The 21638-nt window shown below is 63.3% G+C and carries 22 protein-coding genes; 16 read left to right on the top strand and 6 right to left on the bottom strand.

From position 1 onward, the window contains the following. Window positions 1-92: 92 nt before the first annotated feature. The 4 genes from trpS to P3C39_RS18390 all read left to right on the top strand — a co-directional run bounded on the left by trpS (window position 93) and on the right by P3C39_RS18390 (window position 2910). The gene (trpS, locus tag P3C39_RS18405; RefSeq protein WP_063173534.1) at window positions 93-1160 is read left to right on the top strand and encodes a tryptophan--tRNA ligase; all 1068 of its coding nucleotides are present in this window, start codon (window positions 93-95) and stop codon (window positions 1158-1160) included. Window positions 1161-1252: 92 nt separating this feature from the next. Then, entirely contained in the window at window positions 1253-1744 is a 492-nt protein-coding gene (locus P3C39_RS18400; RefSeq protein ID WP_013528063.1) for a universal stress protein, read from the top strand. Between the two features lie 188 nt (window positions 1745-1932). Further along, window positions 1933-2502, top strand: coding sequence for a NifU family protein (locus P3C39_RS18395; protein ID WP_013528064.1), 570 nt, complete (start codon window positions 1933-1935; stop codon window positions 2500-2502). A gap of 81 nt (window positions 2503-2583) precedes the next feature. Further along, window positions 2584-2910: an NIPSNAP family protein gene (locus P3C39_RS18390; protein WP_013528065.1), complete on the top strand. Its 327-nt coding sequence runs from the start codon at window positions 2584-2586 to the stop codon at window positions 2908-2910. A gap of 111 nt (window positions 2911-3021) precedes the next feature. Here P3C39_RS18390 and P3C39_RS18385 read toward each other — a convergent pair whose 3' ends face one another. Continuing rightward, window positions 3022-3639 carry a L,D-transpeptidase gene (locus P3C39_RS18385; protein WP_013528066.1) on the bottom strand — a complete coding sequence of 206 codons (618 nt, stop codon included), beginning with the start codon at window positions 3637-3639 and terminating at the stop codon, window positions 3022-3024. A gap of 226 nt (window positions 3640-3865) precedes the next feature. On the opposite strand from P3C39_RS18385, the gene cueR reads away from it, so the two are divergent. The 4 genes from cueR to P3C39_RS18365 all read left to right on the top strand — a co-directional run bounded on the left by cueR (window position 3866) and on the right by P3C39_RS18365 (window position 6570). After that, window positions 3866-4288, top strand: a complete 423-nt coding sequence (cueR, locus tag P3C39_RS18380; RefSeq protein WP_024501803.1) for a Cu(I)-responsive transcriptional regulator — start codon at window positions 3866-3868, stop codon at window positions 4286-4288. A 58-nt stretch (window positions 4289-4346) separates the two neighbouring features. Further along, window positions 4347-4778 (top strand): OsmC family protein, encoded by a 432-nt coding sequence (locus P3C39_RS18375; RefSeq protein ID WP_024501804.1) that lies wholly within the window; start codon window positions 4347-4349, stop codon window positions 4776-4778. A gap of 939 nt (window positions 4779-5717) precedes the next feature. Further along, window positions 5718-5978 (top strand): hypothetical protein, encoded by a 261-nt coding sequence (locus tag P3C39_RS18370; protein WP_063171103.1) that lies wholly within the window; start codon window positions 5718-5720, stop codon window positions 5976-5978. Between the two features lie 91 nt (window positions 5979-6069). After that, entirely contained in the window at window positions 6070-6570 is a 501-nt protein-coding gene (locus tag P3C39_RS18365; protein WP_275954142.1) for an MmcB family DNA repair protein, read from the top strand. Between the two features lie 14 nt (window positions 6571-6584). Here P3C39_RS18365 and nhaA read toward each other — a convergent pair whose 3' ends face one another. The 5 genes from nhaA to P3C39_RS18340 form a co-directional block, all read right to left on the bottom strand. Further along, the gene (gene nhaA, locus P3C39_RS18360) at window positions 6585-7793 is read right to left on the bottom strand and encodes a Na+/H+ antiporter NhaA (protein ID WP_275954143.1); all 1209 of its coding nucleotides are present in this window, start codon (window positions 7791-7793) and stop codon (window positions 6585-6587) included. A 62-nt stretch (window positions 7794-7855) separates the two neighbouring features. Continuing rightward, on the bottom strand, window positions 7856-8419 hold the full coding sequence (locus P3C39_RS18355) for an ActR/PrrA/RegA family redox response regulator transcription factor (RefSeq protein ID WP_013528072.1): 564 nt from the start codon (window positions 8417-8419) through the stop codon (window positions 7856-7858). Window positions 8420-8504: 85 nt separating this feature from the next. Beyond that, on the bottom strand, window positions 8505-9836 hold the full coding sequence (locus P3C39_RS18350) for an ActS/PrrB/RegB family redox-sensitive histidine kinase (protein ID WP_032809909.1): 1332 nt from the start codon (window positions 9834-9836) through the stop codon (window positions 8505-8507). Between the two features lie 26 nt (window positions 9837-9862). Next, a complete protein-coding gene (gene hrpB, locus P3C39_RS18345; protein WP_275954144.1) occupies window positions 9863-12325 on the bottom strand; it encodes an ATP-dependent helicase HrpB in 2463 nt (820 codons plus the stop codon). A 47-nt stretch (window positions 12326-12372) separates the two neighbouring features. Then, entirely contained in the window at window positions 12373-13263 is an 891-nt protein-coding gene (locus P3C39_RS18340; RefSeq protein ID WP_013528075.1) for a DMT family transporter, read from the bottom strand. A 28-nt stretch (window positions 13264-13291) separates the two neighbouring features. Between P3C39_RS18340 and P3C39_RS18335 the strand changes: the two genes are divergently transcribed. From P3C39_RS18335 to P3C39_RS18300, 8 genes are all read left to right on the top strand, one after another. Continuing rightward, on the top strand, window positions 13292-13981 hold the full coding sequence (locus P3C39_RS18335) for a PIG-L deacetylase family protein (protein ID WP_275954145.1): 690 nt from the start codon (window positions 13292-13294) through the stop codon (window positions 13979-13981). 277 nt (window positions 13982-14258) lie between these two features. Beyond that, complete coding sequence (locus tag P3C39_RS18330) at window positions 14259-15590, top strand: ABC transporter substrate-binding protein (RefSeq protein WP_027164284.1); 1332 nt, start codon at window positions 14259-14261, stop codon at window positions 15588-15590. Between the two features lie 109 nt (window positions 15591-15699). Continuing rightward, window positions 15700-16647, top strand: a complete 948-nt coding sequence (locus tag P3C39_RS18325; protein ID WP_013528078.1) for a sugar ABC transporter permease — start codon at window positions 15700-15702, stop codon at window positions 16645-16647. After that, the gene (locus P3C39_RS18320; RefSeq protein WP_013528079.1) at window positions 16644-17594 is read left to right on the top strand and encodes a carbohydrate ABC transporter permease; all 951 of its coding nucleotides are present in this window, start codon (window positions 16644-16646) and stop codon (window positions 17592-17594) included. The genes P3C39_RS18325 and P3C39_RS18320 overlap by 4 nt, the downstream gene beginning before the upstream one ends. After that, on the top strand, window positions 17591-17797 hold the full coding sequence (locus tag P3C39_RS18315; protein ID WP_013528080.1) for a hypothetical protein: 207 nt from the start codon (window positions 17591-17593) through the stop codon (window positions 17795-17797). The genes P3C39_RS18320 and P3C39_RS18315 overlap by 4 nt, the downstream gene beginning before the upstream one ends. Window positions 17798-17799: 2 nt before the next feature. Next, window positions 17800-18912, top strand: coding sequence for an ABC transporter ATP-binding protein (locus P3C39_RS18310; protein ID WP_013528081.1), 1113 nt, complete (start codon window positions 17800-17802; stop codon window positions 18910-18912). Next, entirely contained in the window at window positions 18905-19918 is a 1014-nt protein-coding gene (locus tag P3C39_RS18305; RefSeq protein WP_013528082.1) for an ABC transporter ATP-binding protein, read from the top strand. The genes P3C39_RS18310 and P3C39_RS18305 overlap by 8 nt, the downstream gene beginning before the upstream one ends. A gap of 54 nt (window positions 19919-19972) precedes the next feature. Next, window positions 19973-21616 (top strand): dihydroxyacetone kinase subunit DhaK, encoded by a 1644-nt coding sequence (locus P3C39_RS18300; protein WP_275954146.1) that lies wholly within the window; start codon window positions 19973-19975, stop codon window positions 21614-21616. The last annotated feature ends 22 nt before the right edge of the window (window positions 21617-21638 follow it).

Below are 21638 nucleotides of genomic sequence, written 5' to 3'. Positions count from 1 at the left end.
CGCGCGGTTTCCAGCCGCGTGATTGGCTCCGAAAAGTCTGCAACTTTTCGGAATCACGCTTATACGGCCCTCCACAAGCCATGAGGACAATCATGACCGCCTTCAAGCCACTCGTCTTTTCCGGTGTCCAGCCGACCGGCAATCTGCATCTCGGCAATTATCTCGGCGCCATCAAGAAATTCGTTGCCCTGCAGGACACCTCCGATTGCATCTATTGCGTCGTCGACCTGCATTCGCTGACAGCCCAACTCGTTTATGAAGACCTGGCCGACCAGACGCGGTCGATCACTGCGGCGTTCCTGGCCTCCGGCATCGATCCGAAGAAGCACATCGTCTTCAACCAGTCACGGGTCATGCAGCACGCCGAGCTTGCCTGGATCTTCAATTGCGTGGCGCGCATCGGCTGGATGAACCGCATGACGCAGTTCAAGGACAAGGCCGGCAAGGACCGCGAGAATGCCTCGCTCGGCCTGCTCGCCTATCCCTCGCTGATGGCTGCCGACATCCTGCTCTACCGTGCCACCCACGTCCCTGTCGGTGAGGACCAGAAACAACATCTGGAGCTCACCCGCGACATTGCGCAGAAATTCAACAACGACTTCTCCGACCGTATCGCAGCGCTCGGCGTCGGCGTCGAGATGCAGATCGGCGAAGAGACCGTGAACGGCTATTTCCCGCTGACCGAGCCGGTCATCGGCGGGCCGGCGGCGCGCATCATGTCGCTGCGCGACGGCTCCAAGAAGATGTCCAAATCGGACCCGTCTGATCTGTCGCGCATCAACCTGACCGACGACGCCGATGACATCTCGAAGAAGATCCGCAAGGCCAAGACCGATCCGGAAGCGTTGCCGAGCGAGCTGGATGGCCTGGCCGGCCGGCCCGAGGCAGAAAACCTGGTCGGCATCTATGCGGGTCTCGCCGAGATGTCGAAGGCGGATGTGCTCAAGCAATTCGCCGGCCAGCAGTTTTCCGTGTTCAAGCCGGCCTTGGCCGATCTTGCTGTGGAAAAACTGGCGCCGATCGCCAGCGAGATGCGCCGCATTTCGGATGACCGCGCCTATGTCGACGCGGTGCTCAAGGACGGCGGCGAGCGCGCCGGCGTGCTGGCCGAAGCGACGATGAAGACGGTGCGCGACATTATCGGCCTGCTGCAGGGCTGATCGCGACATCGGGTGCACTGGCACAAGGCCGGCGGCTTGCCGCCGGTCCGCCGCAGTGGCAGATTGCGCCGCAAGACACCGAGTAGATAGACATGGTCTCCAAACGCCTCAGCCGCGAAGCCGGCCATCGCAGGAAATTCCTGACGATCATCGACGACACGCCGGAATGCGAGCGTGCCGTCGCCTATGCCTCGAAACGGGCGCAGAGCACCAGCGGCACGCTGGTGCTGCTCTATGTCATCGTGCCGGACGATTTCCAGCATTGGCTGGGTGTCGAGAAGATCATGCGCGAGGAAGCCAACGCCACGGCGCGCGCCGCACTCGACAGCTATGCCAACAAGGTGCGCCAGAAGCTCGGCATCGAGCCCGAGATGGTGGTCCGCGAAGGCAAGCCGACGGAAGAGATTCACAAATTGATCGAGGAAGACCAGGACATCGCCATCCTGGTGCTGGCCGCCGGTGCGGGCAAGGAAGGCCCGGGACCGCTGGTCGGCGCCGTGGCCGGCAAGGGTGCCGCCTTCCCGATCCCGGTGACTGTCGTGCCGCAGAACCTTTCGGACGAGGAAATAGACAGCCTGGCCTGAGGTGTGCTGATTTTCAGGTGATGCCGGCCTGACCTGAATCTCAACACACCTTCGGGCGCGTCCCAGGGGCGCGCAAAAACATTCCGCCAGCCAGCCATTCCGGCGATGCGTTTCGCTTGAATGTCCAGCCAATTGAGCCTATTTAGAATTGTTCCAAACTAGATGCCCAAACGGGCACGGAGACGGCCATGTTCATCCAGACCGAATCGACGCCAAACCCGGCGACGCTGAAATTCCTGCCCGGCAAGGAAGTGCTTGTGGAAGGCACCGCCGATTTCCGCGATGCCGACAGCGCCGCCGTCGCCTCGCCGCTGGCCGGCCGTCTGTTCGAAATTCCTGGCGTCACCGGCGTTTTCTTCGGCTATGACTTCATCACCGTGACCAAGGATGGCCCCGACTGGCAGCATTTGAAGCCGGCGATCCTCGGCGCCATCATGGAGCATTTCATGTCCGGCGCGCCCGTCATGGCCAAGGCTGGCCCGGCCGCCGAGACCAGCCAGACCGGTGAGTTCTACGACAAGGCCGACGAGGAGCTGGTCATCACCATCAAGGAGCTGCTCGACACGCGGGTGCGCCCGGCGGTCGCCCAGGATGGCGGCGACATCACTTTCCGCGGCTTCGAGAATGGCACGGTGTTCCTGCACATGAAGGGTGCCTGCGCCGGCTGCCCGTCATCGACGGCGACGCTGAAGCACGGCATCCAGAACCTTCTGCGCCATTTCGTGCCGGAAGTGCAGCAGGTCGAGCAGGTCTCCTGACGCCCGTTTGACAATTCTACCCTGCTGACCGTCTGGTCCGATTTCCTCGCTTCCGGCGCATCGGTCAGAAGGAACTCCAAAATGATCTACGAACTTCGGGTTTACCGGGCTTTGCCGGGACGCTTGCCGGCGCTTCTTGATCGCTTCGACAAGATCACGCTCAAATTATGGGAAAAGCACGGTATCCGCCAAGCGGGTTTCTTTACCACGCTGATCGGAGCTTCGAACAACGAACTGACCTACATGCTGGCATGGGAATCGCTGGCCGAACGCGAAGAGCGTTGGACGGCGTTCGTGAAGGACCCTGCCTGGACGCAAGCGCGGGAAGATTCCGAGCGTGATGGCCAGATCACCGAGACAATCATCAACCAAATTTTGGTTCCCACCGCGTTCTCGGCGGTGTCCTGACCGCCGAGCAGGCGTCGCATCGCGCAAACAACAAAAAACCGGGCCGAATTGCCCGGTTTTCTGCTTGGGACGTCCGTTGTTGCCTAGACGGTCCGCGTACGAAAACTGCCTCTAGAGAACGATGACCTTGGCGCCGACCGAGGCGCGGTCATAGAGGTCGATAATGTCCTGATTCATCAGCCGGATGCAGCCAGACGACATCGCCTTGCCGATCGAATTCCATTCCGGGCTGCCATGCAGGCGATAGCCTGAATCACCGCCCTTGTTGAACAGGTACATGGCGCGCGCGCCGAGCGGGTTTTTCAGGCCCGGCTCCATGCCGCCGGCAAACTTTTCCAATTCCGGCTGGCGCTGGATCATCTGCCTCGGCGGCGTCCAGGTCGGCCATTCGCGCTTGAGCGCAATGTGGGCGGTGCCATGCCACTCGAAGCCCTCGCGGCCGACGCCGATGCCGTAGCGAATGGCCCTTCCGTCGCCCTCGATGAAATAAAGGAACTTGTTCTGCGTATCGACGATGATCGTGCCCGGCTTTTCCGGGCTATCGTAGTTCACTTCCTGCCGATGGTACTTCATCGGCACTTTCTCGATCGGGATACGCGGCAGCTGATAACCGGCGTCGGTGACCGCGCCGTAGTCGTTGGAGAAGATCTGCGAGCCGATGGTGCTGCAACCGGCGATAGCAGTGGAGAGCGCCAGTGCGGCGATGATTGCAAACGACTTCATGCGCATCAGGTGATCCGGTGCCCCGCCCAAACTCGGCGGCACGAGTCGGCCGCTCTCTCATCATCATTCATGCTGGCATTTGCTTTGCTTGCCAAGCGCGCGATGCCTATATGCCTGCCTTGACGTACCGGTAAGCGTATCACTATGGCATTTTGGCAACAGGACTCACCGGATTGTGAAGCAAATTCAAGGGGCCTGCTCCATGGGTTCCTGGAAATCGAGGAGAACCGTCATGAATGTCGGTGACGCCGCCCACCGCTCCGGCCTGCCGGCCAAGACCATCCGTTACTATGAAGAGATCGGCCTGATCGCCCCGGCACGCGCCGCCAACGGCTACCGCGATTATTCCGGAGACGACATCCATCGGCTGGCCTTCCTGCGCCGCGCGCGCAATCTCGGCTTTTCCATCGACGATTGCCGCCAGCTGATGGCGCTTTACCAGGATCGCAGCCGCGCCAGCCAAAACGTGCGCGAAATCGCCGCCGCCCATGTCACGGCGATCGAGGAGAAAGTGCGCGAGTTGCAGTCAATGCGCTCGACGCTGCAGAAACTGATTCATGCCTGTCACGGCGACGAAAGGCCGGATTGTCCGATCCTTGATGACATGGCGGGCGCGGCATTGCCCAGCGACAAGGGCGCCTCTGCGCCTGCATAATGACCGTACGTCGACGACGCCCGAAGCCTGGTCGACTCCTGCCGGGAGGACATCCGCAATGGTCTCGATGACCGTCGAACTGCGCAATGTGGAGGACACGCGAGCCGCCATGGGCTGGGCCGGCGGCCACACGATCATCGTCGACCGGCCCGAAGGCAAGGCCGGCGGCATGGGCCTGGGCTTCAATGGCGGCCAGTTGCTTGCCCTGGCGATCGGCGGCTGCTTCTGCAACGATCTTCGCTACGTCGCCGAGGAAATGGGCGTAACGCTCGACAAGATCGCCGTGACCGTGACGCTGAACCTCGAAGGCAAGCCTTTGCTCGCGACCTCGTCAACCATGGCGGTTTCATGCACGACGCTGGACGGCTCCGACCCGGCCGAGATCATTACAAGGGCCGCGGCGATTTCCACGGTCAGCAACTCCCTGCGCCAGGGCGTGCCGGTGAGCATTGAAACGGCCGCAACGACGGCCGGCTTGTCGGAGGAATGATCCCCGGGAACAGGCGCATTGGCCGCGTGGATTGTCAGAGATCGCCAAAAAAGGCCCGCCGCCGGCACGGCAGAGCGATTGACCCAATTTTCTTCGGCATCTGGGCGCGTCAATCAGCCGCTCTATGTCTTCCCTTGTCGCAATGATCAACGATGGAGGTTGGCATGGATCGGCGATTGTTTCTGACTGGAATGCTTGGGCTGGCAGGGGCTGCGACCGTCGTCGCAATCGCGCGTCCTGCCACCGCCTTGGCCGGCATCCCGAATACGGGGCCCGGCATTCTCGACGAGCTCGACAAACCGTCCGACGATATTCTCGACCCGGATGGTCCCAGTGTCCAGGATGGCGTCGAGTTGGTGCGGCACCGCAGATGGCACCGCCGCCGTCGCCGACGCGGGTGGAGGCGGGTCTGCCGTCGCTATTGGCGCAATGGCTATTGGCGCCGCAGATGTTTCCGCAGATCCTTCTGGATCCACTTCTGACGAGACCAGCAACGCGAAGGTCCCGGCGCCCGCCGGGGCCTTCGCTATCGCTGCGGGCTTCAATCAATCGGCAAAAAAGGCCCGCCGCCCCTCGGCAGCGGGCAGGTCCTGGAGTGCCGGGGGATCAACCCGGCATGGGATCAACGAGCGGGTCACCGGTTGGTTGCAGGGATCGGCCCGGTAGCCTTCCTTTGGGTGGACCGCCACCGGGCCTGACCGGAGCGGGGTGTATTGGGGGAGCCCCGGCTGCTTCCAAAATATCACTTTTCTCTTATATTCGCTTTAGCTAATTTACATAAAGCCATGCATCACCCGCAGATGGGGTGCGCACTTCACGAAAGTGTCGAAGTGACGTCTCCCTGCTTATGCCATTCGGCATTCGCGGAACTAAAGCGGTGCATCTGACTTTGGTTGGTGACGCGCAAAGATTTTTTCGCTGCTATCTTAAAGTTACCAAATGGAAATTGACCGGCGCAGCATATCAAGTCGATTTGCGCTGACGATCTCTTTGTTTTTCCAGGAACTGCTTGGCGTGCTCCGCCCAATCAGCCGTCGTGACTTTATGCTCCTGAACGGACTTTCTGAAAGCCTTGCGCAGAGCATCAAGATCAAAGGCCCACAGTTGTTCACCATCAGTGCTGTTCAATTTTGTGCCGCCCGTCCCCATGAGAACGATGGTGTGCACCACAAGCTCAATCTTTCAAGGATCAATGCCTGACTTCTTTTGGGTATATCCGGGTATATCGAATATACAATCGCCTGCATAAAACAGGTTCAAACCGTGAACAGAATCTGGCATGGTGCCCGGCATGCCGATCATCTCGCCCATCCCCATCAACCCTCTCATCGACGGTCGCCAGTCCGAACGCGCCATGCTGGTGCGACGCGGTGTGCAGCGGCTGCTCATGGATATGGGCGCGCATATCTTGCCCGAACTGTCGCTGGCCACCGGCCGCCGTGCCGACCTCGTCGCTTTGACCCGGCAGGGCGATATCTGGATCATCGAGATCAAATCCTCGATCGAGGATTTCAGGGTCGACCGCAAATGGCCCGACTACCGGCTGCATTCCGACCGCTTCTTCTTCGCCACCCATCCCGGCGTACCCTCGGAGATCTTCCCGCACGAATGCGGCTTCATCCTTTCCGACGGCTATGGCGCCGAGATCCTGCGCGATGCGCCCGAGCACCGCATGGCAGCGGCAACGCGCAAGGCGCTGATGCTGCGGATCGCGCGGGCCGGCGCTTCGCGGCTGCTGGCGGCGGAGCTTGCCGGCGTGTCGGTGCCGGCGCTGGAGGGTGAGAGCGAGTAGCGGCGTCCTTCACTCTATGACCGGCTCTCCTCTTCGCCGTCCTCCACGCCACCCCTACCGGACGCCATGAGCAGCACGGCAGCGCCCAGGATGGCGGCGATGAAGGAGCCGGCGAGGATGCCGACCTTGACCGCGTCCTGCAGCGCCACGTCGCCGGCGAAGGCGAGCAGGCCGATGAACAGGCTCATGGTGAAGCCGATGCCGCACAGCAGCGATATGCCGATCATGTGCGTCCAGCCGGCATTGGCGGGCAGGTCGGCAAGACCGAGCCTGATGGCAAGTGCCGAGGAGCCGAACACGCCGACCAGCTTGCCGACAACCAGGCCGGCGGCGACACCCAGCGTCAACGGCTCGATCAGCGCGCCAAAGGTCAGGCCGGCGAGCGAAACGCCGGCATTGGCAAAGCCGAAGATCGGGATGACGACGAAAGCCACAATCTTGTGCAGGCCGTGCTCGAGCCGGTGCAGCGGCGAATGGTCCAGATCGTGACCGATCCCGGCGGAGCGCTCAAGCGGGATGGTCAGCGCCAGCGCCACGCCGGCAAGCGTTGCATGGACGCCAGATTTCAGCACCAGAACCCACAGGACGACGCCCAGAACGAGATAGGGCACAAGCGTCATCACCCGCATGCGGTTGAGCACGACAAGCGCGGCAATGATTGCGAAGGCGGCACCCAGATAAGCCAGCGACAAGCCGCTGGTGTAGAAGATGGCGATGATGATGACGGCACCGAGGTCGTCGATGATGGCCAATGCTGTGAGGAACACCTTCAGCGAAGCCGGCACGCGGCTGCCGAGCAGCGACAGCACGCCGAGCGCAAAAGCTATGTCGGTGGCGGTCGGGATCGCCCAGCCGGACAGGGCGGCCGCATTGTTGCGGTTGACGGCGACATAGACGAGTGCCGGAACCAGCATGCCGCCGGCGGCGGCGATGCCGGGCAGCACGCGCCGAGGCCAGGTGGAGAGCTGGCCGTCCAGCATCTCGCGCTTGATCTCCAGCCCGACGAGCAGGAAGAACACCGCCATCAGCCCGTCATTGACCCAGTGCGAGACGCTGAGCGGGCCGAGATAGGCGTGGAGCACGGAGAAATAGGTTTCGGCGAGCGGCGAGTTGGCGACGATCAACGCAAGTGCCGCCGCCGCCATCAGGATGATGCCGCCGGCCGCTTCGCTATCGAGAAATTCGCGGAAGACGGAAATCGGCCGCTGCTTCAGATCCTGCATGTCGCCTCCGTCATGCCGCCTGTTTCGGCGGGTTTCAATCGGCAAGATGGCAAACGGTGGCCTTAACGCGGCGCGCGCTTTGCCAGTATGCGCTGCAAGGTGCGACGGTGCATGTTGAGCCGGCGCGCTGTCTCGGAGACGTTGCGCTCGCACATCTCATAGACGCGCTGGATATGCTCCCATCGGACGCGGTCGGCCGACATCGGGTTTTCCGGCGGCGCCGCGCGCTCGCCGGCGGTGCGGGTGAGTGCGGCGAAGATATCATCGGCGTCGGCGGGCTTGGAGAGATAATCGACCGCACCGAGCTTCACCGCGGTCACCGCGGTGGCGATGTTGCCATAGCCGGTCAGGATGATGGTGCGGGAATCCTCGCGCTTTTCGCGGATGGCCGCGACCACGTCGAGGCCGTTGCCGTCGCCAAGCCGCATGTCGACCACGGCGTAGGCGGGTGGATTGGCGCGCGCCTTGGCAACCGCCTCCTCGACGCTCTCGGCCGTCTCGACCACGAAGCCCCTGGCTTCCATGGCGCGAGCCAGACGCGTGAGGAACGGCTTGTCGTCATCGACGACAAGCAGCGAGGTGTCCTCGCCTTCAACCATTGCGCCAATATTCTCGTCGCCTGTCATAGTCTCAAAATTCCTGCTGCCTTAATTTTACGCAAATATAGTTCCTGAGCCTCCTTGTCCAATTTTTAGAGGTCCTTCAAGGCTCTCAGGCAGTGTCGAACATGCTGGCCGAAGTGATTTCCGGATTGAGGAACACACCACGCGGCCACGATATCTGGACCATGGCGCCCTCCCCCAGGCCACTCGAATTGCGGAAATCGAGCACGGCACCAGAGCGTTCGAGCAAGGTCTTGGCGATGAACAGGCCGAGGCCCAGACCACCGCCGGTTTCATCGCCCTGGCGCGTCGACATATAGGGCTCGCCGATGCGGTCGATGATCTCGGCCGGAAAACCGGGGCCGTCATCGACGATCGAGAAGGTGACGGTGGCCTCGTCCCAGCTCCAGCGCACGGTGACGCTTTTGCGAGCGAAATCGACCGCGTTCTCGACCAGATTGCCGAGGCCGTAGATGACGCCCGGATTGCGCTGCCCGACCGGCTCGGGGCCGATGCGTTCGCCGGGCCGAAGCTTGATCGAGATGCCGAAGTCCCGGTGCGGCGCGGTGACCTCCTCGACCAGCGATGTCAATGGCAGCCGCGAAAGATGCGCCTCACCCTCCGAGGACAGGCTGGTCAGCCGCTTGAGAATCTCGCGGCAACGCTCGCTCTGCGAACGCAACAGCGTCACGTCTTCCCCGTATTTCGGATCCTTGCCGAGCGCCTTTTCCATCTCCTTGGCGACAAGCGCGATGGTGGCGAGCGGCGTGCCGAGCTCGTGCGCGGCCGCGGCGGCCAGCCCGTCGAGCGCCGAAAGGTGCTGCTCGCGCTGCAGCACCAGCTCTGTTGCGGCGAGCGCATTGGCCAGCAGCCGGGCTTCGGCGGCCACCCGGAAGGCGTATATGGCGGTGAAGGCGATCGAGGACAGCACCGCCATCCACATGCCGGCGACATAGAGAAAAGGCATCGCCAGCGGCGCATCCTCATGCCAGGGCAGCGGCAGATGGACAAAGACCAGAAAGGTCGCCGCCGACATGACCAGCCCGCCGAGGATGGCGGTCAGGCGCAGGGGCAGCGATGTCGCCGAAATGACGACAGGCACGGTCATCAGCAGCGAGAACGGATTGGTGAGGCCGCCGGTCATGTAGAGCAGGCCGGCAAGCTGCAGGCTGTCGAAGATGAGGATGCCGAAGGCCGCAAGCGGCGTGAGCCGGTGCGCCGCCGGAAAGCGAAAGGCGAGAAACAGGTTCATCCAGGCCGAACAGGCGATCAGGGCAAAGCAGAGGCTGACCGGCAGCGGAAACTTCAGCCCATAGGCGACGACGAGCACCGCCAGGCTCTGACCGACAATGGCAAGCCATCGCAACCGGATTAGCGTGTTGAGGCGCAGTCTCTGGCTCTGCTGGAAATCGGGCGAACGCAAAACGTTGATCATGGCCATGAATTACAGCCGCGAAGCTCCAAAGGCTAGGTCCCGCGCGGCTTGGCCCTGGCGGTGGCGGCGGCGAGCAGCGGGTTTTCCGGCCAGACATGCTTGGGATAGCGGCCGCGCATGTCGGCGCGTACGTCGGCCCAGGAGCCGCGCCAGAAGCCGGGCAGGTCGCGCGTCGTCTGGATCGGCCGGTGCGCCGGCGACAGGAGTTCGAGCGTCAGCGGCACAGTGCCATTGGCGATGGCGGGATGCCGGTCGAGCCCGAACAGTTCCTGCACGCGAACCGCCAGCACCGGCCATTCGCTGTCATAGCGGATAGGCACATGGCTGCCGGACGGAGCGTCGAAATGGGTTGGCGCCAGCGTATCGATCCTGCGCTGCAGATCATGCGGCACGAGGCTGGCCAGTCCGGCCGAGACAACACCTGCATCGATGGCGGCAAACGATGCCGCGCCGGCGAGGTAAGGCAGCAGCCAGTCGTCGAGGCGCTCGACGAGGGCGTCATCCGCCATATCGGGCCATGGCGCGCCCAGGCCGCGATGCAGCCAGCCAAGCCGCTGGCGCAGCGTTTGCGCCTCCTTGCTCCAGGTCAGCAGCGACAGCCCGTGCTGGCGCACGGCATCGAGGACGGCGCGGTCGGCGTCGGCCCCCGTTGGCGGCGGCAGCATGCGCTCGGCGAGCGTGATGGCGCCAAGGCGCACGGTTTCACGTACACGCACGGCGCGCTTGTCCCGATCGAAGCTCGTTTCACGGCGCGCCTCGATCCTGTCCGCCAACGCGACACGGACATCGTCCTCGCCGATCGCCGCTGCCGCCGTGATGCGCGCATTCTGTGCCTTGCCCTGCAGGTCGGCGACGACCAGAAACGGCTCGCCCGCCAGCGGATCGGCGGCGTCGAGCATAGCGCCGGAGCCGTTGGCCAGCACGAAACGGCCACGCTCGCCACGCGCCTTCGCCACCCGATCCGGCCAGGCGTGGACGAGCAGGGGACCGCCCGCCGCAGCTTCGCTGCCCTTCGCCCCGCCAGCCTGCCTTGCCAGCCTTTCGGCGAGTTGCTTGGCGGCGGCAGCGCGCGGAGATCTTTCCCCGCGAAAACGCATCAGCCGCCGCTCCAGATCGGCGCCGTCGCCACCGAGGCCGCGTTCGGTGAGGAGCACGGCGAACATTGCCGCCTCGAAGGCATGGCCGCTCCGGGATGCCTCGGCAACCATATGCGCCAACCGCACCGGCAGAGCGAGCTTGCGCATCGCTGCACCCGCCTCCGTCAGGCGCCCCGTGTGGTCGATGGCATCCAGCGCGCGCAGTAGCCCCCTTGCCTCATTGAGGGCCGGAACAGGCGGCGGATCGAGAAAAGCAAGCGCTGACGGGTCGGCAACGCCGAAGGCAGCACAATCGAGCAGCAGTCCGGACAGATCGGCCTCAAGGATTTCCGGCGGCGTGAAAGCAGGAAGTGCAGCCGTTTGCTCGGCCCGCCACAGCCGGATGGCGACGCCTGGCTGCGTGCGCCCGGCACGGCCGGCGCGCTGGTCGGCGGAAGCCTTGCTGACACGCACGGTCTCCAGTCGGGTCAAGCCACTGGCCGGCTCATAGCGCGGCAGCCGCGACAGGCCGGAATCGATGACGACGCGCACGCCGTCGATGGTGATCGAGGTTTCGGCTATCGAGGTGGCCAGCACCACCTTGCGGCGGCCCGATGTTGCCGGCTTGATCGCCGCGTCCTGCGCCTTGCCGTCCAGCATGCCGTAGAGCGGGACGATGTCGGTATCGGTGCCGACCTTGCCGGCCAGCCGTTCGGCGGTGCGCTCGATCTCGCGCTGGCCGGGCAGGAAGGCAAGGACGCTGCCGCTCTCGTCGGCAAGGGCGGCGCGGATCGCCTTGGCCATCGCGTCCTCGATGGCGATGCCGGCCGGCCGTTCGTCATAACGGATATCGACGGGAAAGGCGCGACCCTCGCTTTCGACGACCGGCGCGCCCGACATGAGTTTGGCGACGCGCGCGCCGTCGAGCGTCGCCGACATCACAGCCAAGCGCAGATCCGGCCTGAGCGCCCCCTGCACGTCGAGCGCCAGAGCGAGACCGAAATCGCCGTCGAGCGAACGCTCGTGGAATTCGTCGAAAATGACAGCCGAAACACCGGGCAGTTCGGGATCGTCGAGGATCATGCGCGCCAGCACGCCTTCGGTGACGACCACGATCCTGGTCTTTGCCGAAATGCGGTTTTCCATGCGCATGGCGTAGCCGACGGTGGCGCCGGGTTCCTCACCAAGCAACTCAGCCATCCGGCGAGCGGCGGCGCGAGCGGCGAGGCGGCGCGGTTCAAGCAGGATGATCTTGCCGGCGCCGAGCCAAGGCGCGTCAAGCAGCGCCAGCGGCACCAGCGTGGTCTTGCCAGCGCCGGGCGGCGCCACCAGCACGGCGCTGTTGCCATCGCCAAGCGCTTCCCTCAGCGCCGGCAGCACGACGGACACAGGAAGCTCCGGCAGGGGTTTTGTGGTCATGGCGCCCGCATATCAGCGGTTACGGCCACGGCGCAACCAGAGTCGGTTCAAAGCCGGGTACGCGAAAACGGGTTCCAGCGCACGGTCCCCAGCCGCGCTTCCTCACGCACCATGGTCAACAGGCCGGCGCCGCCAACGACCGCCAGGCCAACCAGCGACAGCCCGTCCGGATATTCCTGGAAAAACAACGCGCCGAGGATCACCGCCCAGGCGATCTGCGAATAATGCGTCGGCGCGACCCGGTTGGCAGGCGCGTATTTCATGGCCAGCAGTTGAAGGAATTGTCCACCTGCTGTGAAGGCACCGGCCGCCACCAACCACAGCAACTGCTTGCCGTCGGGAACGGTGAACGAGGTGGCGGCGGCACCGATGCCGTTGAACAGCAGGCCGTAGCCGACCAGCACGCCGAGCATGGTGGTGCGCTTTTCCTGCTGCGCCAGCGAGCGCATCAGGATGACGCTGGTGGCGGCGAGGAAGGCAACACCGAAGGCGGCAAGGTGGCCGAGATTGAGCTCGCGAAAGCCCGGCCGCACCACCAGCATGACACCGGCGAAACCGGCGACCACCGCCAGCCAGCGCCAGGGGCCGACCTTCTCCTTGAGGATCACCGTGGAGAGAATGGTGACGCAGAGCGGCGCCAGGAATATCAACGCATAGGACTCGGCCAGCGGAATGGTGGTGAAGGCGTAGACACTGAGCACGCCGGAAGCGATGCCCGCCCAGGCACGCGCCTGCACCGCCCATGGCCTTCTGGTGCGCCAGAAATCGCGCCAGCGTTCGCCCGCGGGCCGCGTGAAGAACAGGAAGAAGCCCGCGAACAAGGTTATGAAAAAGCCGATCTCGAAGATCGTGAGCTGACCGCCCAGGCTTTTGACAACGGCATCGCTACCCGAATAGCTTGCGTAGGCGATCAGGGCGAGCAGGATTCCGTTCGTCACGTTGTTCCAATTCCGGGGAGAGAGTGGTTTGAAAATCCTGGCGCTCGGTGCGCATCCGGACGACATCGAGATCTTCATGTTCGGTACGATGGCCGCCTATGCCGCGCAAGGCGCAGAACTCACTTTTGCCATGGCCACGGATGGTGCCAGGGGCGGCACAAGTGATCCCGCTGTTCTCGCTCGTGTCCGTCGCGACGAAGCAACGACCGCGGCCGCGCTGGTAGGCGCAGTGCCACGCTTCCTCGACTTCCCGGACGGCGAGCTGGTGGCCGATGCAGCGCTGATTGGAGCTCTGAAAGCACTGATCGGTCAAATCGGCCCGGATCTGGTGATCACGCATGCGCCCAACGATTATCATGCAGACCATCGCGCGCTGTCGGACGGCGTTCGTATCGCGGCGTCTTTCGCCGTCCCAGTGCTGCATGCCGACACGATGGGCGGCACCGGTTTCTCGCCGACGCACTATGTCGACATTTCCGCCCATGCCGACGTCAAGGCCGAGGCGATCCGCATGCATCAATCGCAGGATCCCGACCGCTTCGTCGACATTGCGCGGACACAGAACGCCTTTCGCGCCGGCCAGTGCAACGGCGCGCAAGGCTCATCGGCCGAAGCCTTCCGTTTCGAACCGTCGTTCCCGTTCGCCGATATCCGCGCGCTGCTGCCGCCGGCGCCGGCGATCCGCAAGGTGATGGTGAGCACCAGAAGGGTAGATTGAAAGCCGAGGCTGCCCCACGTCCCGGTCAGAATCGGCCTGAACAGCTTCGGTAAACCAGCCAGCGACCCGCGCTTTTCCCAACGTTTTCAGACATCGCCATAAGCATGCTGCGGCGCAGCAACGAATTCGCTTGCCTTGTTTAGTAAAAATTGCATCACTAAACAAATTACTAAACATCTGCAGTGTAACCGCGCAGCCATGTTTGGGCCCCTGAGGAGAGGGGTTGAGGGCTTTTTGAAACCGTCATCCGGGCGCGTTTCGCAAATGGGAGGAAGTCATGAAATCGAGCTTGAAACTGGCGTTGGGACTGACCTCGGCAATCACAGCGTCGACAGCCGTCGCGAACGTCGCGCACGCTGAAGACCTGACCCTGTGCTGGGCCGCCTGGGACCCGGCCAACGCGCTTGTCGAACTGTCCAAGGATTTTACCAAGGAAACCGGTATCGGCATGAAATTCGAGTTCGTGCCGTGGACCAACTATGCCGATCGTTTTCTCAACGAACTGAACTCGCACGGCAAATTGTGCGACCTGATCATCGGCGACAGCCAGTGGATCGGCGGCGCTGCCGAGAACGGCCATTACGTCAAGCTGAACGACTTCTTCGACAAGGAGAAGATCAGCATGGACGATTTCGTGCCGGCAACCGTCGTCGGCTATTCGGAATGGCCGAAGAACACGCCGAACTACTGGGCGCTGCCGGCCATGGGCGACGTCGTCGGCTGGACCTATCGCAAGGACTGGTTCTCCAAGCCGGAACTGCAGAAGGAATTCAAGGAGAAATACGGTTGGGATCTCGGCCCGCCGACCACTTTCGACCAGCTGAAGCAGGTCGCCGAGTTCTTCCAGAAGCGCGAGATCGACGGCAAGACCGTCTATGGCGCCTCGATCTACACCGAGCGCGGCTCCGAAGGCATTACCATGGGCGCCATGGACGTGCTCTACAGCTATGGCTTCCAATACGAAAACCCCAAGAAGCCCTACGAGATGGAAGGCTTCGTCAACTCCGACAAGTCGGTCAAGGGGCTGGAATTCTACAAGGCGCTCTATGATTGCTGCACGCCGCCCGGTGCCTCGAACAGCTACATGGGCGAAGGCGTCGATGCCTTCAAATCCGGCCAGGTGGCGATGCACATGAACTTCGCCTTCACATGGCCGGGCCTGCAGAAGGACGAGAATGTCGGCGGCGACAAGATCGGTTACTTCGTCAACCCGAAGGGTCCGGACGGCGAGCAGTTCGCCCAGCTCGGCGGCCAGGGTATCTCCGTGGTGTCCTATTCCGACAAGCAGGAGGCGGCGCTGAAATACATCAAGTGGTTCGCCAACAAGGACGTGCAGGCCAAATGGTGGTCGCTCGGCGGCTATTCCTGCCTCAACGCGGTGGTCAAGGATCCGAAATTCCCGGCCAGCCAGCCCTACGCGCAGACCTTCCTCGACTCGATGGCCATCGTGAAGGACTTCTGGGCCGAGCCGAGCTACGCCCCGCTGCTGCAGGCCTCGCAGAAGCGCTTCCACGACTATGTCGTCGCCGGCCAGGGTTCGGCCAAGGATGCGCTCGACGGCCTGGTCAAGGACTGGACCCAGGTCTTCCAGGACGATGGCAAGATGTAACCAGCTCCTCCCGAGCTAAGCCAAGCATCCCGTGCCGCCCCTTGGCACGGGATGCAGTTCAGATAAATTCCATGACAGAGACGACCAAGTGACCGAAGCAGGACTCACCATGCTCAATCGGACCGCGGAGAACGTTGCCCGGGCGACCCCGGAACCGTTGGCCCGCAAAGTCCGGGGCATCAGCGACAAGGGCCTCGCCTGGCTGTTCATCTCGCCGACGATCCTGTTGCTGCTGGCCATCAACATCTTCCCGCTGTTCTGGGCGATCTATCTGTCGTTCACCAACTACCGGGCCAACCGCCCGAACGAGGTGGTGAAAAATCTCGGCCTTGCCAACTACCAGCGCATCCTCGGCGACAAGGATATCTGGATCGCCATGCAGACGACCGCGCATTTCGTGTTCTGGACGATCCTTTTGCAGACGCTGATCGGCTTCACGCTGGCCTGGCTGATCGACAGGAAGTTCCGAGGCCACGCCTTCTGGACGACGCTGATCCTGGTGCCGATGATGCTGTCGCCGGCGGTGGTCGGCAATTTCTGGCGCTTCCTCTATGAGCCGCAGATCGGCCTGTTCGCCTATGCGATCTCCTTCGTCACGAGGATTCCGCCGACCGATATCCAGATGCTCTCCAACGTGTCGCTGGCGCCCTGGTCGATCATCATCGTCGATACCTGGATGTGGACGCCCTACGTGATGCTGATCTGCCTCGCGGGCCTCCGCTCCATCCCCGAATACATCTACGAGGCGGCCGAGGTCGACCGCGCCTCCAACTGGCGGCAGTTCTGGTCGATCACGCTGCCGATGGCGCTGCCCTTCATCATGCTGGCTGTGCTGTTTCGCGGCATCGAGAACTTCAAGATGTTCGACATGGTCAATCTGTTGACCGGCGGCGGGCCGGGCTCGACGACCGAGGTCGCCTCGATAACGCTGAAGCGGCAGGCTTTCGAAAGCTGGCGCACCGGTTATTCCTCGGCCTTCGCCATCATCCTTTTCGTGGCGGTGTTCGGCCTGGCCAACATCTACGTCAAGGCGCTCAACAAGGTGAAGCAGAGATGAGCCTGACCACAGCCCATTCGGTCGTCGCACCGAGCAGCAACTCGAAACGGATCGCCGGCACGATCATCGTGCTTTACGCACTAATCTCGATCGTGCCGCTGCTGTGGATCTTCGCCACCAGCTTCAAGACGCCGCCGGATTCAATCGCGTATCCGCCCAAGATCCTGTTCCAGCCCAGCCTCGAGGGCTACTGCAATTTGTTCACGACGCGGACCCGGCAGACGCCGGAATACATCAACTCGCTGGGCCCGGCGACGGGCTTCTGCGACGAGACCACGCGCAAGCGCAACATGGTGATCGCCGGTCCGTCCAACTTCCTGCCGCGCTTCGTCAATTCGCTGATCATCGCCTTCGGTTCGACCTTCTGCGCCGTGTTCTTAGGCACGCTGTCGGCCTACGGCTTCTCACGCTTCAAGGTGCCGCTCGCCGACGACCTCCTGTTCTTCATCCTGTCGACGCGCTTCATGCCGCCGATCGCCGTCGCCATTCCGATCTATCTGATGTACCGCGAGCTTGGCCTGTCGGACACCGCGCTCGGCATGATCCTGCTCTACACGGCGGTCAATGTGTCGCTGGCTGTCTGGCTGCTGAAGGGCTTCATCGACGAGATCCCGCGCGAATATGAAGAAGCGGCAATGATCGACGGCTACACGCGGCTGCAGGCCTTCTGGCGCACCGTGCTGCCGCAGGCGACGACCGGCATAGCCGCGACCGCCATCTTCTGCCTGATCTTCGCCTGGAACGAGTATGCGTTCGCAGCGCTCCTGACCTCCGGCACGGCGCAGACCGCGCCGCCCTTCATCCCGACCATCATCGGCGAAGGCGGCCAGGACTGGCCGGCGGTCGCGGCCGGCACGACGATCTTCCTGGTGCCGATCCTGGTTTTCACCATCCTGCTTCGCAAGCAATTGCTGCGCGGCATCACCTTCGGCGCGGTGCGCAAATGAGCTTGACCAAGCCTGGGAACCGCAAATCGCGCTGGCCGGCCTGGGCACGGCGCGGGCTGATGGAAAACATCGCGACAGCGCTGATCGCCATCGGCTTCCTGATGCTGTTCCAGCCCTTCGCGCTGTCGCTCTACACCTACTCCTTCATCACCATGCTCGCTGGCACCGTGATGTTCATCATCGTCTCCAAGTTCCCGGAATAATCATGGCCGAAATCCGTGTCCAGCACCTGAGAAAGGCTTTCGGCGATTTCGTCGCCGTGCAGGATTCCAACTTCGTCGTCGAGGATGGCGAGTTCTTCGTCATGCTCGGCCCGTCCGGCTGCGGCAAGACGACGACCTTGCGCATGATCGCGGGGCTTGAGCTGCCGACCGGCGGCCAGATCCTGCTCGGCGGCGACGACGTTACCATGCTGCGGGCCCGCGAGCGCGACATCGCCTTCGTCTTCCAGCTGTTCGCGCTCTACCCGCACATGAATGTGCGCAAGAACATCGGCTTCCCGCTGCTGGCGCAAGGCATGCCTTCGGCCGAAATCCGCACGCGGGTCGAGGAAACGGCGAAGCTGCTGCGCATCGACCATCTGCTCAACAAATCCGTCTCCGGACTTGCCGGCGGCGACCGCCAGCGCGTCGCGCTCGGCCGCGCCATCGTGCGGCGGCCAAAATGCTTCCTGATGGATGAGCCGCTGGGAACCCTTGACACCGAATTCCGCGATTTGATGGTCCATGAGCTGCGCGAACTGCACAACCGCATCCACGCCACGACGGTCTATGTCACGCACGACCAGATGGAAGCGATGTCGATGGCCGACAAGATCGCGGTGATGAACCATGGCGTCATCGAGCAGTTCGGAAGCCCGCGCGAAATCTATGACCGCCCGGCGACCATGTTCGTCGCCGACTTCATCGGCTCGCCACCGATGAACTTTTTGGGATTTGGCGGCGGGCTCGCCAAGGGCGCCAGGGAGATCATCGTGCAAGGCGCGAAGGTCGCGGTGCCGGAGGTGCGCGAGGACATCGCACCTGGCGACATGGCGCTCGGCATCCGCCCTGAACACATCCGCTTCGACGACGCCTCAAAATTGCGCGGCGCCATCTACGGCACCGAATATCTCGGCACCACGCAGATCGTCGCGGTGGAGACGGCGGATGGCATCATCAAGGCACGCGTACCGGCCGAAATCAGGCTCGCCACCGGCGACCATGTCGGCCTGACGCTGAGCAGCGCGCGGCTGTCGCTGTTCGAGAAGGGATCGGGCCGCGCGGTGAGAACCGCGATCCACGATGTCGCCTCGGAACGGAGGGCCCAGCATGGCTGAGGTGCACATCAAGAACGTGACCAAGAGTTTCGGCGACCATGTCGCCGTCGACGGCCTCGACCTGCACATAGCGGATGGTGAATTCGTCGTGCTGCTCGGGCCAACCGGGGCCGGCAAGACGACGACGCTGCGGCTCATCGCCGGGTTGGAACGGCCAGACAGCGGCACGATCGAGATCGGCGGACACAATGCCACGACGCTGTCGCCGGCCGAGCGCGACACCGCCTTCGTCTTCCAGCAATATTCGCTCTATCCGCATCTGTCGGTGTTCGACAATCTCGCCTTTCCGCTGCGCTCGCCGGCGCGGAAAATGCCGGAAGACCAGATCCGCCGCCGGGTCGAGGAGGTGGCGAAGATGGTACGCATCCATCACAAGCTCGCCAACCGCTCGACCAAGCTTTCGGGCGGCGAAATGCAGCGCGTCGCCATCGGCCGCGCGCTGGTGCGCAAGCCTTCGATCTATCTGATGGACGAGCCGCTGTCATCGCTCGACGCCAAGCTGCGGGCGGATCTGCGGCTCGAGCTGAAGCGCATCCAGACCGAGCTCGGCGCCACCATGCTCTACGTCACCCACGACCAGATCGAGGCGATGACGATGGCAGACCGCATCGGCATCCTCACCGAGGGCGTGCTGGTGCAGATCGGCTCGCCGCGCACCATCTATTCAGAGCCGGCAAACCTGCATGTCGCGGCGAGGCTCGGCCAGCCGGCGATCAATCTTCTGCCGACCGGGCTGCTGCCTGACGGCGGCGCACCGGCCGGCACCAAGACGATCGGCGCGCGCACCGAGCATCTGACGATCGCGAAGGCCGCGAATGGCCATGCTGACGGCGTTGTCGACTGGGTCGAGCATCTCGGTGACCAGAACCATTTGCATGTGACGGTAGGCACCAAGAAACTGGTGACGCTGACCGATCCCGACACGGATCTGGCGCAGGGCGACAAAGTGGTGATCCGCTACCGGGCGCCGCTGTATTTCGGCGCCGATGGACAGCGATTGATGTGAGCGGTTTTCGGTGATTCAGCACCGGTTTTGACTTTGCCAGTACGGGACGAATCGATGAAGCACTTTTTCAATCGCAGGGAAACGATCGTCACCGAGGCGCTGGACGGCCTGCTACGAACCATTGGCTCCGGCGATCTCGCGCGCCTCGACGGCTATCCCGAGATCAAGGTCGTCCTGCGCGCCGACCGGGACAAGACGAAGGTCAGTGTCGTCTCCGGCGGCGGGGCCGGGCACGAGCCTTCACATGCCGGTTTCGTCGGCAGGGGCATGCTGACGGCGGCGGTTTCGGGCGAGATCTTTGCCTCGCCAAGCGTCGAAGCGGTGCTGGCCGCCATTCGCGCGGTCACCGGCCCGGCCGGCTGCCTGCTGATCGTCAAGAACTACACCGGCGACCGTCTCAATTTCGGCCTGGCGGCAGAGAAGGCGCGCGCCGAAGGGTTTCGTGTCGAGATGGTCATTGTCGCCGACGATATCGCTTTGCCCGACATCACCCAGCCGCGCGGCGTTGCCGGCACCTTGTTCGTGCACAAGATATCAGGCCACCTGTCGGAAGCCGGCCACGATCTGGCTGAAATCGCGGCAGCGGCGCGGGCGGCGGCTAAGGACATAGTTTCGCTCGGCATGTCGCTGTCGTCCTGCTCGATCCCGGGCCAGCCGCACGAAGACAGATTTGGCGAGAACGATGGCGAACTCGGCCTTGGCATTCACGGCGAGCCGGGCGTCGAGCGGATTGCGGTGCAGAGCGCCGACAGGCTGGTGGCGATCATGGCGGAGCGCCTCGCGGCACGGCTTGATCCCAAGGCCACCTACGCCTTGCTGATCAACAATCTCGGCTCCGTGCCGCCGCTGGAAATGTCCGTTATCGCCAATGCGGTGCTTGCCTCGCCGTTGGCCAAAACCATCAAACTGACGATCGGGCCGGGCCCGCTGATGACGGCGCTCAACATGAACGGCTTCTCGCTGTCGCTGATCCGGCTGGATGCGGCGCGCGAAACCGCCTTGCAGGCGCCGGTCGGCCCGCATGCCTGGATACCGGCAAAGCCGGTTGTTTCACCTGCCGTCGTGCCGATGGCGAAAGCGGCCGGACAAAGCGTGGCACGCAAGCCCAGCCAGGATGCGCGGACCCGGTCTCTTCTCGTTACCATCTGCGAAAGGCTGATCGCGCTCGAAGCGACTTTGAACGGACTGGACGCCAAAACAGGCGACGGCGACACCGGTTCGACGGTGGCGACCGGCGCGCGCAGTGTTCTCGAGCGGCTCGACGCGCTACCGCTTGCCGAGCCTGCAGCCACCCTTGGCGCGATAGGCGACATTCTGAGCGCGTCGATGGGCGGCTCCAGCGGCGTGCTGCTGTCGATCTTCTTCACGGCGGCGGCGCAGGCTCTGGGCGGCGGCGCGAGCCTGCCCAGAGCGCTGCTTGCCGGCCTTGAACGGATGACCTTTTACGGCGGCGCCAGAATTGGCGATAGAACCATGGTCGATGCGCTTGAGCCGGCGCTCAAAGCGCTCGACGCGAACGGCCTTGAGGAGGCGGCAACAGCAGCCCGCCATGGTGCCGAGGCCACGGCGGCCATGGACAAGGCAAAAGCCGGGCGGTCGGCCTATGTCGGCAGCAAGCTGCAAGGTGTGGTCGACCCCGGCGCTCACGCGGTGGCCGAAGTCTTCGCGGCGGCCGCGGCATTGCATGAAGCGGCCTGACGTATGCTCCAGTTGTCGAATG

Source organism: Mesorhizobium sp. XAP4, assembly GCF_029269325.1.
GTDB classification, from domain to species: domain Bacteria; phylum Pseudomonadota; class Alphaproteobacteria; order Rhizobiales; family Rhizobiaceae; genus Mesorhizobium; species Mesorhizobium ciceri.
The sequence above is the reverse complement of the archived record's forward strand: the minus strand, read 5'-3'. Positions and strand labels throughout refer to the sequence as shown.

Excerpts from the sequence above, each read along its gene's own strand:
- trpS (WP_063173534.1), top strand. The coding sequence starts at position 93 with ATGACCGCCTTCAAGCCACTCGTCTTTTCCGGTGTCCAGCCGACCGGC.
- P3C39_RS18400 (WP_013528063.1), top strand. The coding sequence starts at position 1,253 with ATGGTCTCCAAACGCCTCAGCCGCGAAGCCGGCCATCGCAGGAAATTC.
- P3C39_RS18395 (WP_013528064.1), top strand. The coding sequence starts at position 1,933 with ATGTTCATCCAGACCGAATCGACGCCAAACCCGGCGACGCTGAAATTC.
- P3C39_RS18390 (WP_013528065.1), top strand. The coding sequence starts at position 2,584 with ATGATCTACGAACTTCGGGTTTACCGGGCTTTGCCGGGACGCTTGCCG.
- P3C39_RS18385 (WP_013528066.1), bottom strand. The coding sequence starts at position 3,639 with ATGCGCATGAAGTCGTTTGCAATCATCGCCGCACTGGCGCTCTCCACT.
- cueR (WP_024501803.1), top strand. The coding sequence starts at position 3,866 with ATGAATGTCGGTGACGCCGCCCACCGCTCCGGCCTGCCGGCCAAGACC.
- P3C39_RS18375 (WP_024501804.1), top strand. The coding sequence starts at position 4,347 with ATGGTCTCGATGACCGTCGAACTGCGCAATGTGGAGGACACGCGAGCC.
- P3C39_RS18370 (WP_063171103.1), top strand. The coding sequence starts at position 5,718 with ATGGAAATTGACCGGCGCAGCATATCAAGTCGATTTGCGCTGACGATC.
- P3C39_RS18365 (WP_275954142.1), top strand. The coding sequence starts at position 6,070 with ATGCCGATCATCTCGCCCATCCCCATCAACCCTCTCATCGACGGTCGC.
- nhaA (WP_275954143.1), bottom strand. The coding sequence starts at position 7,793 with ATGCAGGATCTGAAGCAGCGGCCGATTTCCGTCTTCCGCGAATTTCTC.
- P3C39_RS18355 (WP_013528072.1), bottom strand. The coding sequence starts at position 8,419 with ATGACAGGCGACGAGAATATTGGCGCAATGGTTGAAGGCGAGGACACC.
- P3C39_RS18350 (WP_032809909.1), bottom strand. The coding sequence starts at position 9,836 with ATGGCCATGATCAACGTTTTGCGTTCGCCCGATTTCCAGCAGAGCCAG.
- hrpB (WP_275954144.1), bottom strand. The coding sequence starts at position 12,325 with ATGACCACAAAACCCCTGCCGGAGCTTCCTGTGTCCGTCGTGCTGCCG.
- P3C39_RS18330 (WP_027164284.1), top strand. The coding sequence starts at position 14,259 with ATGAAATCGAGCTTGAAACTGGCGTTGGGACTGACCTCGGCAATCACA.
- P3C39_RS18325 (WP_013528078.1), top strand. The coding sequence starts at position 15,700 with ATGCTCAATCGGACCGCGGAGAACGTTGCCCGGGCGACCCCGGAACCG.
- P3C39_RS18320 (WP_013528079.1), top strand. The coding sequence starts at position 16,644 with ATGAGCCTGACCACAGCCCATTCGGTCGTCGCACCGAGCAGCAACTCG.
- P3C39_RS18315 (WP_013528080.1), top strand. The coding sequence starts at position 17,591 with ATGAGCTTGACCAAGCCTGGGAACCGCAAATCGCGCTGGCCGGCCTGG.
- P3C39_RS18310 (WP_013528081.1), top strand. The coding sequence starts at position 17,800 with ATGGCCGAAATCCGTGTCCAGCACCTGAGAAAGGCTTTCGGCGATTTC.
- P3C39_RS18305 (WP_013528082.1), top strand. The coding sequence starts at position 18,905 with ATGGCTGAGGTGCACATCAAGAACGTGACCAAGAGTTTCGGCGACCAT.
- P3C39_RS18300 (WP_275954146.1), top strand. The coding sequence starts at position 19,973 with ATGAAGCACTTTTTCAATCGCAGGGAAACGATCGTCACCGAGGCGCTG.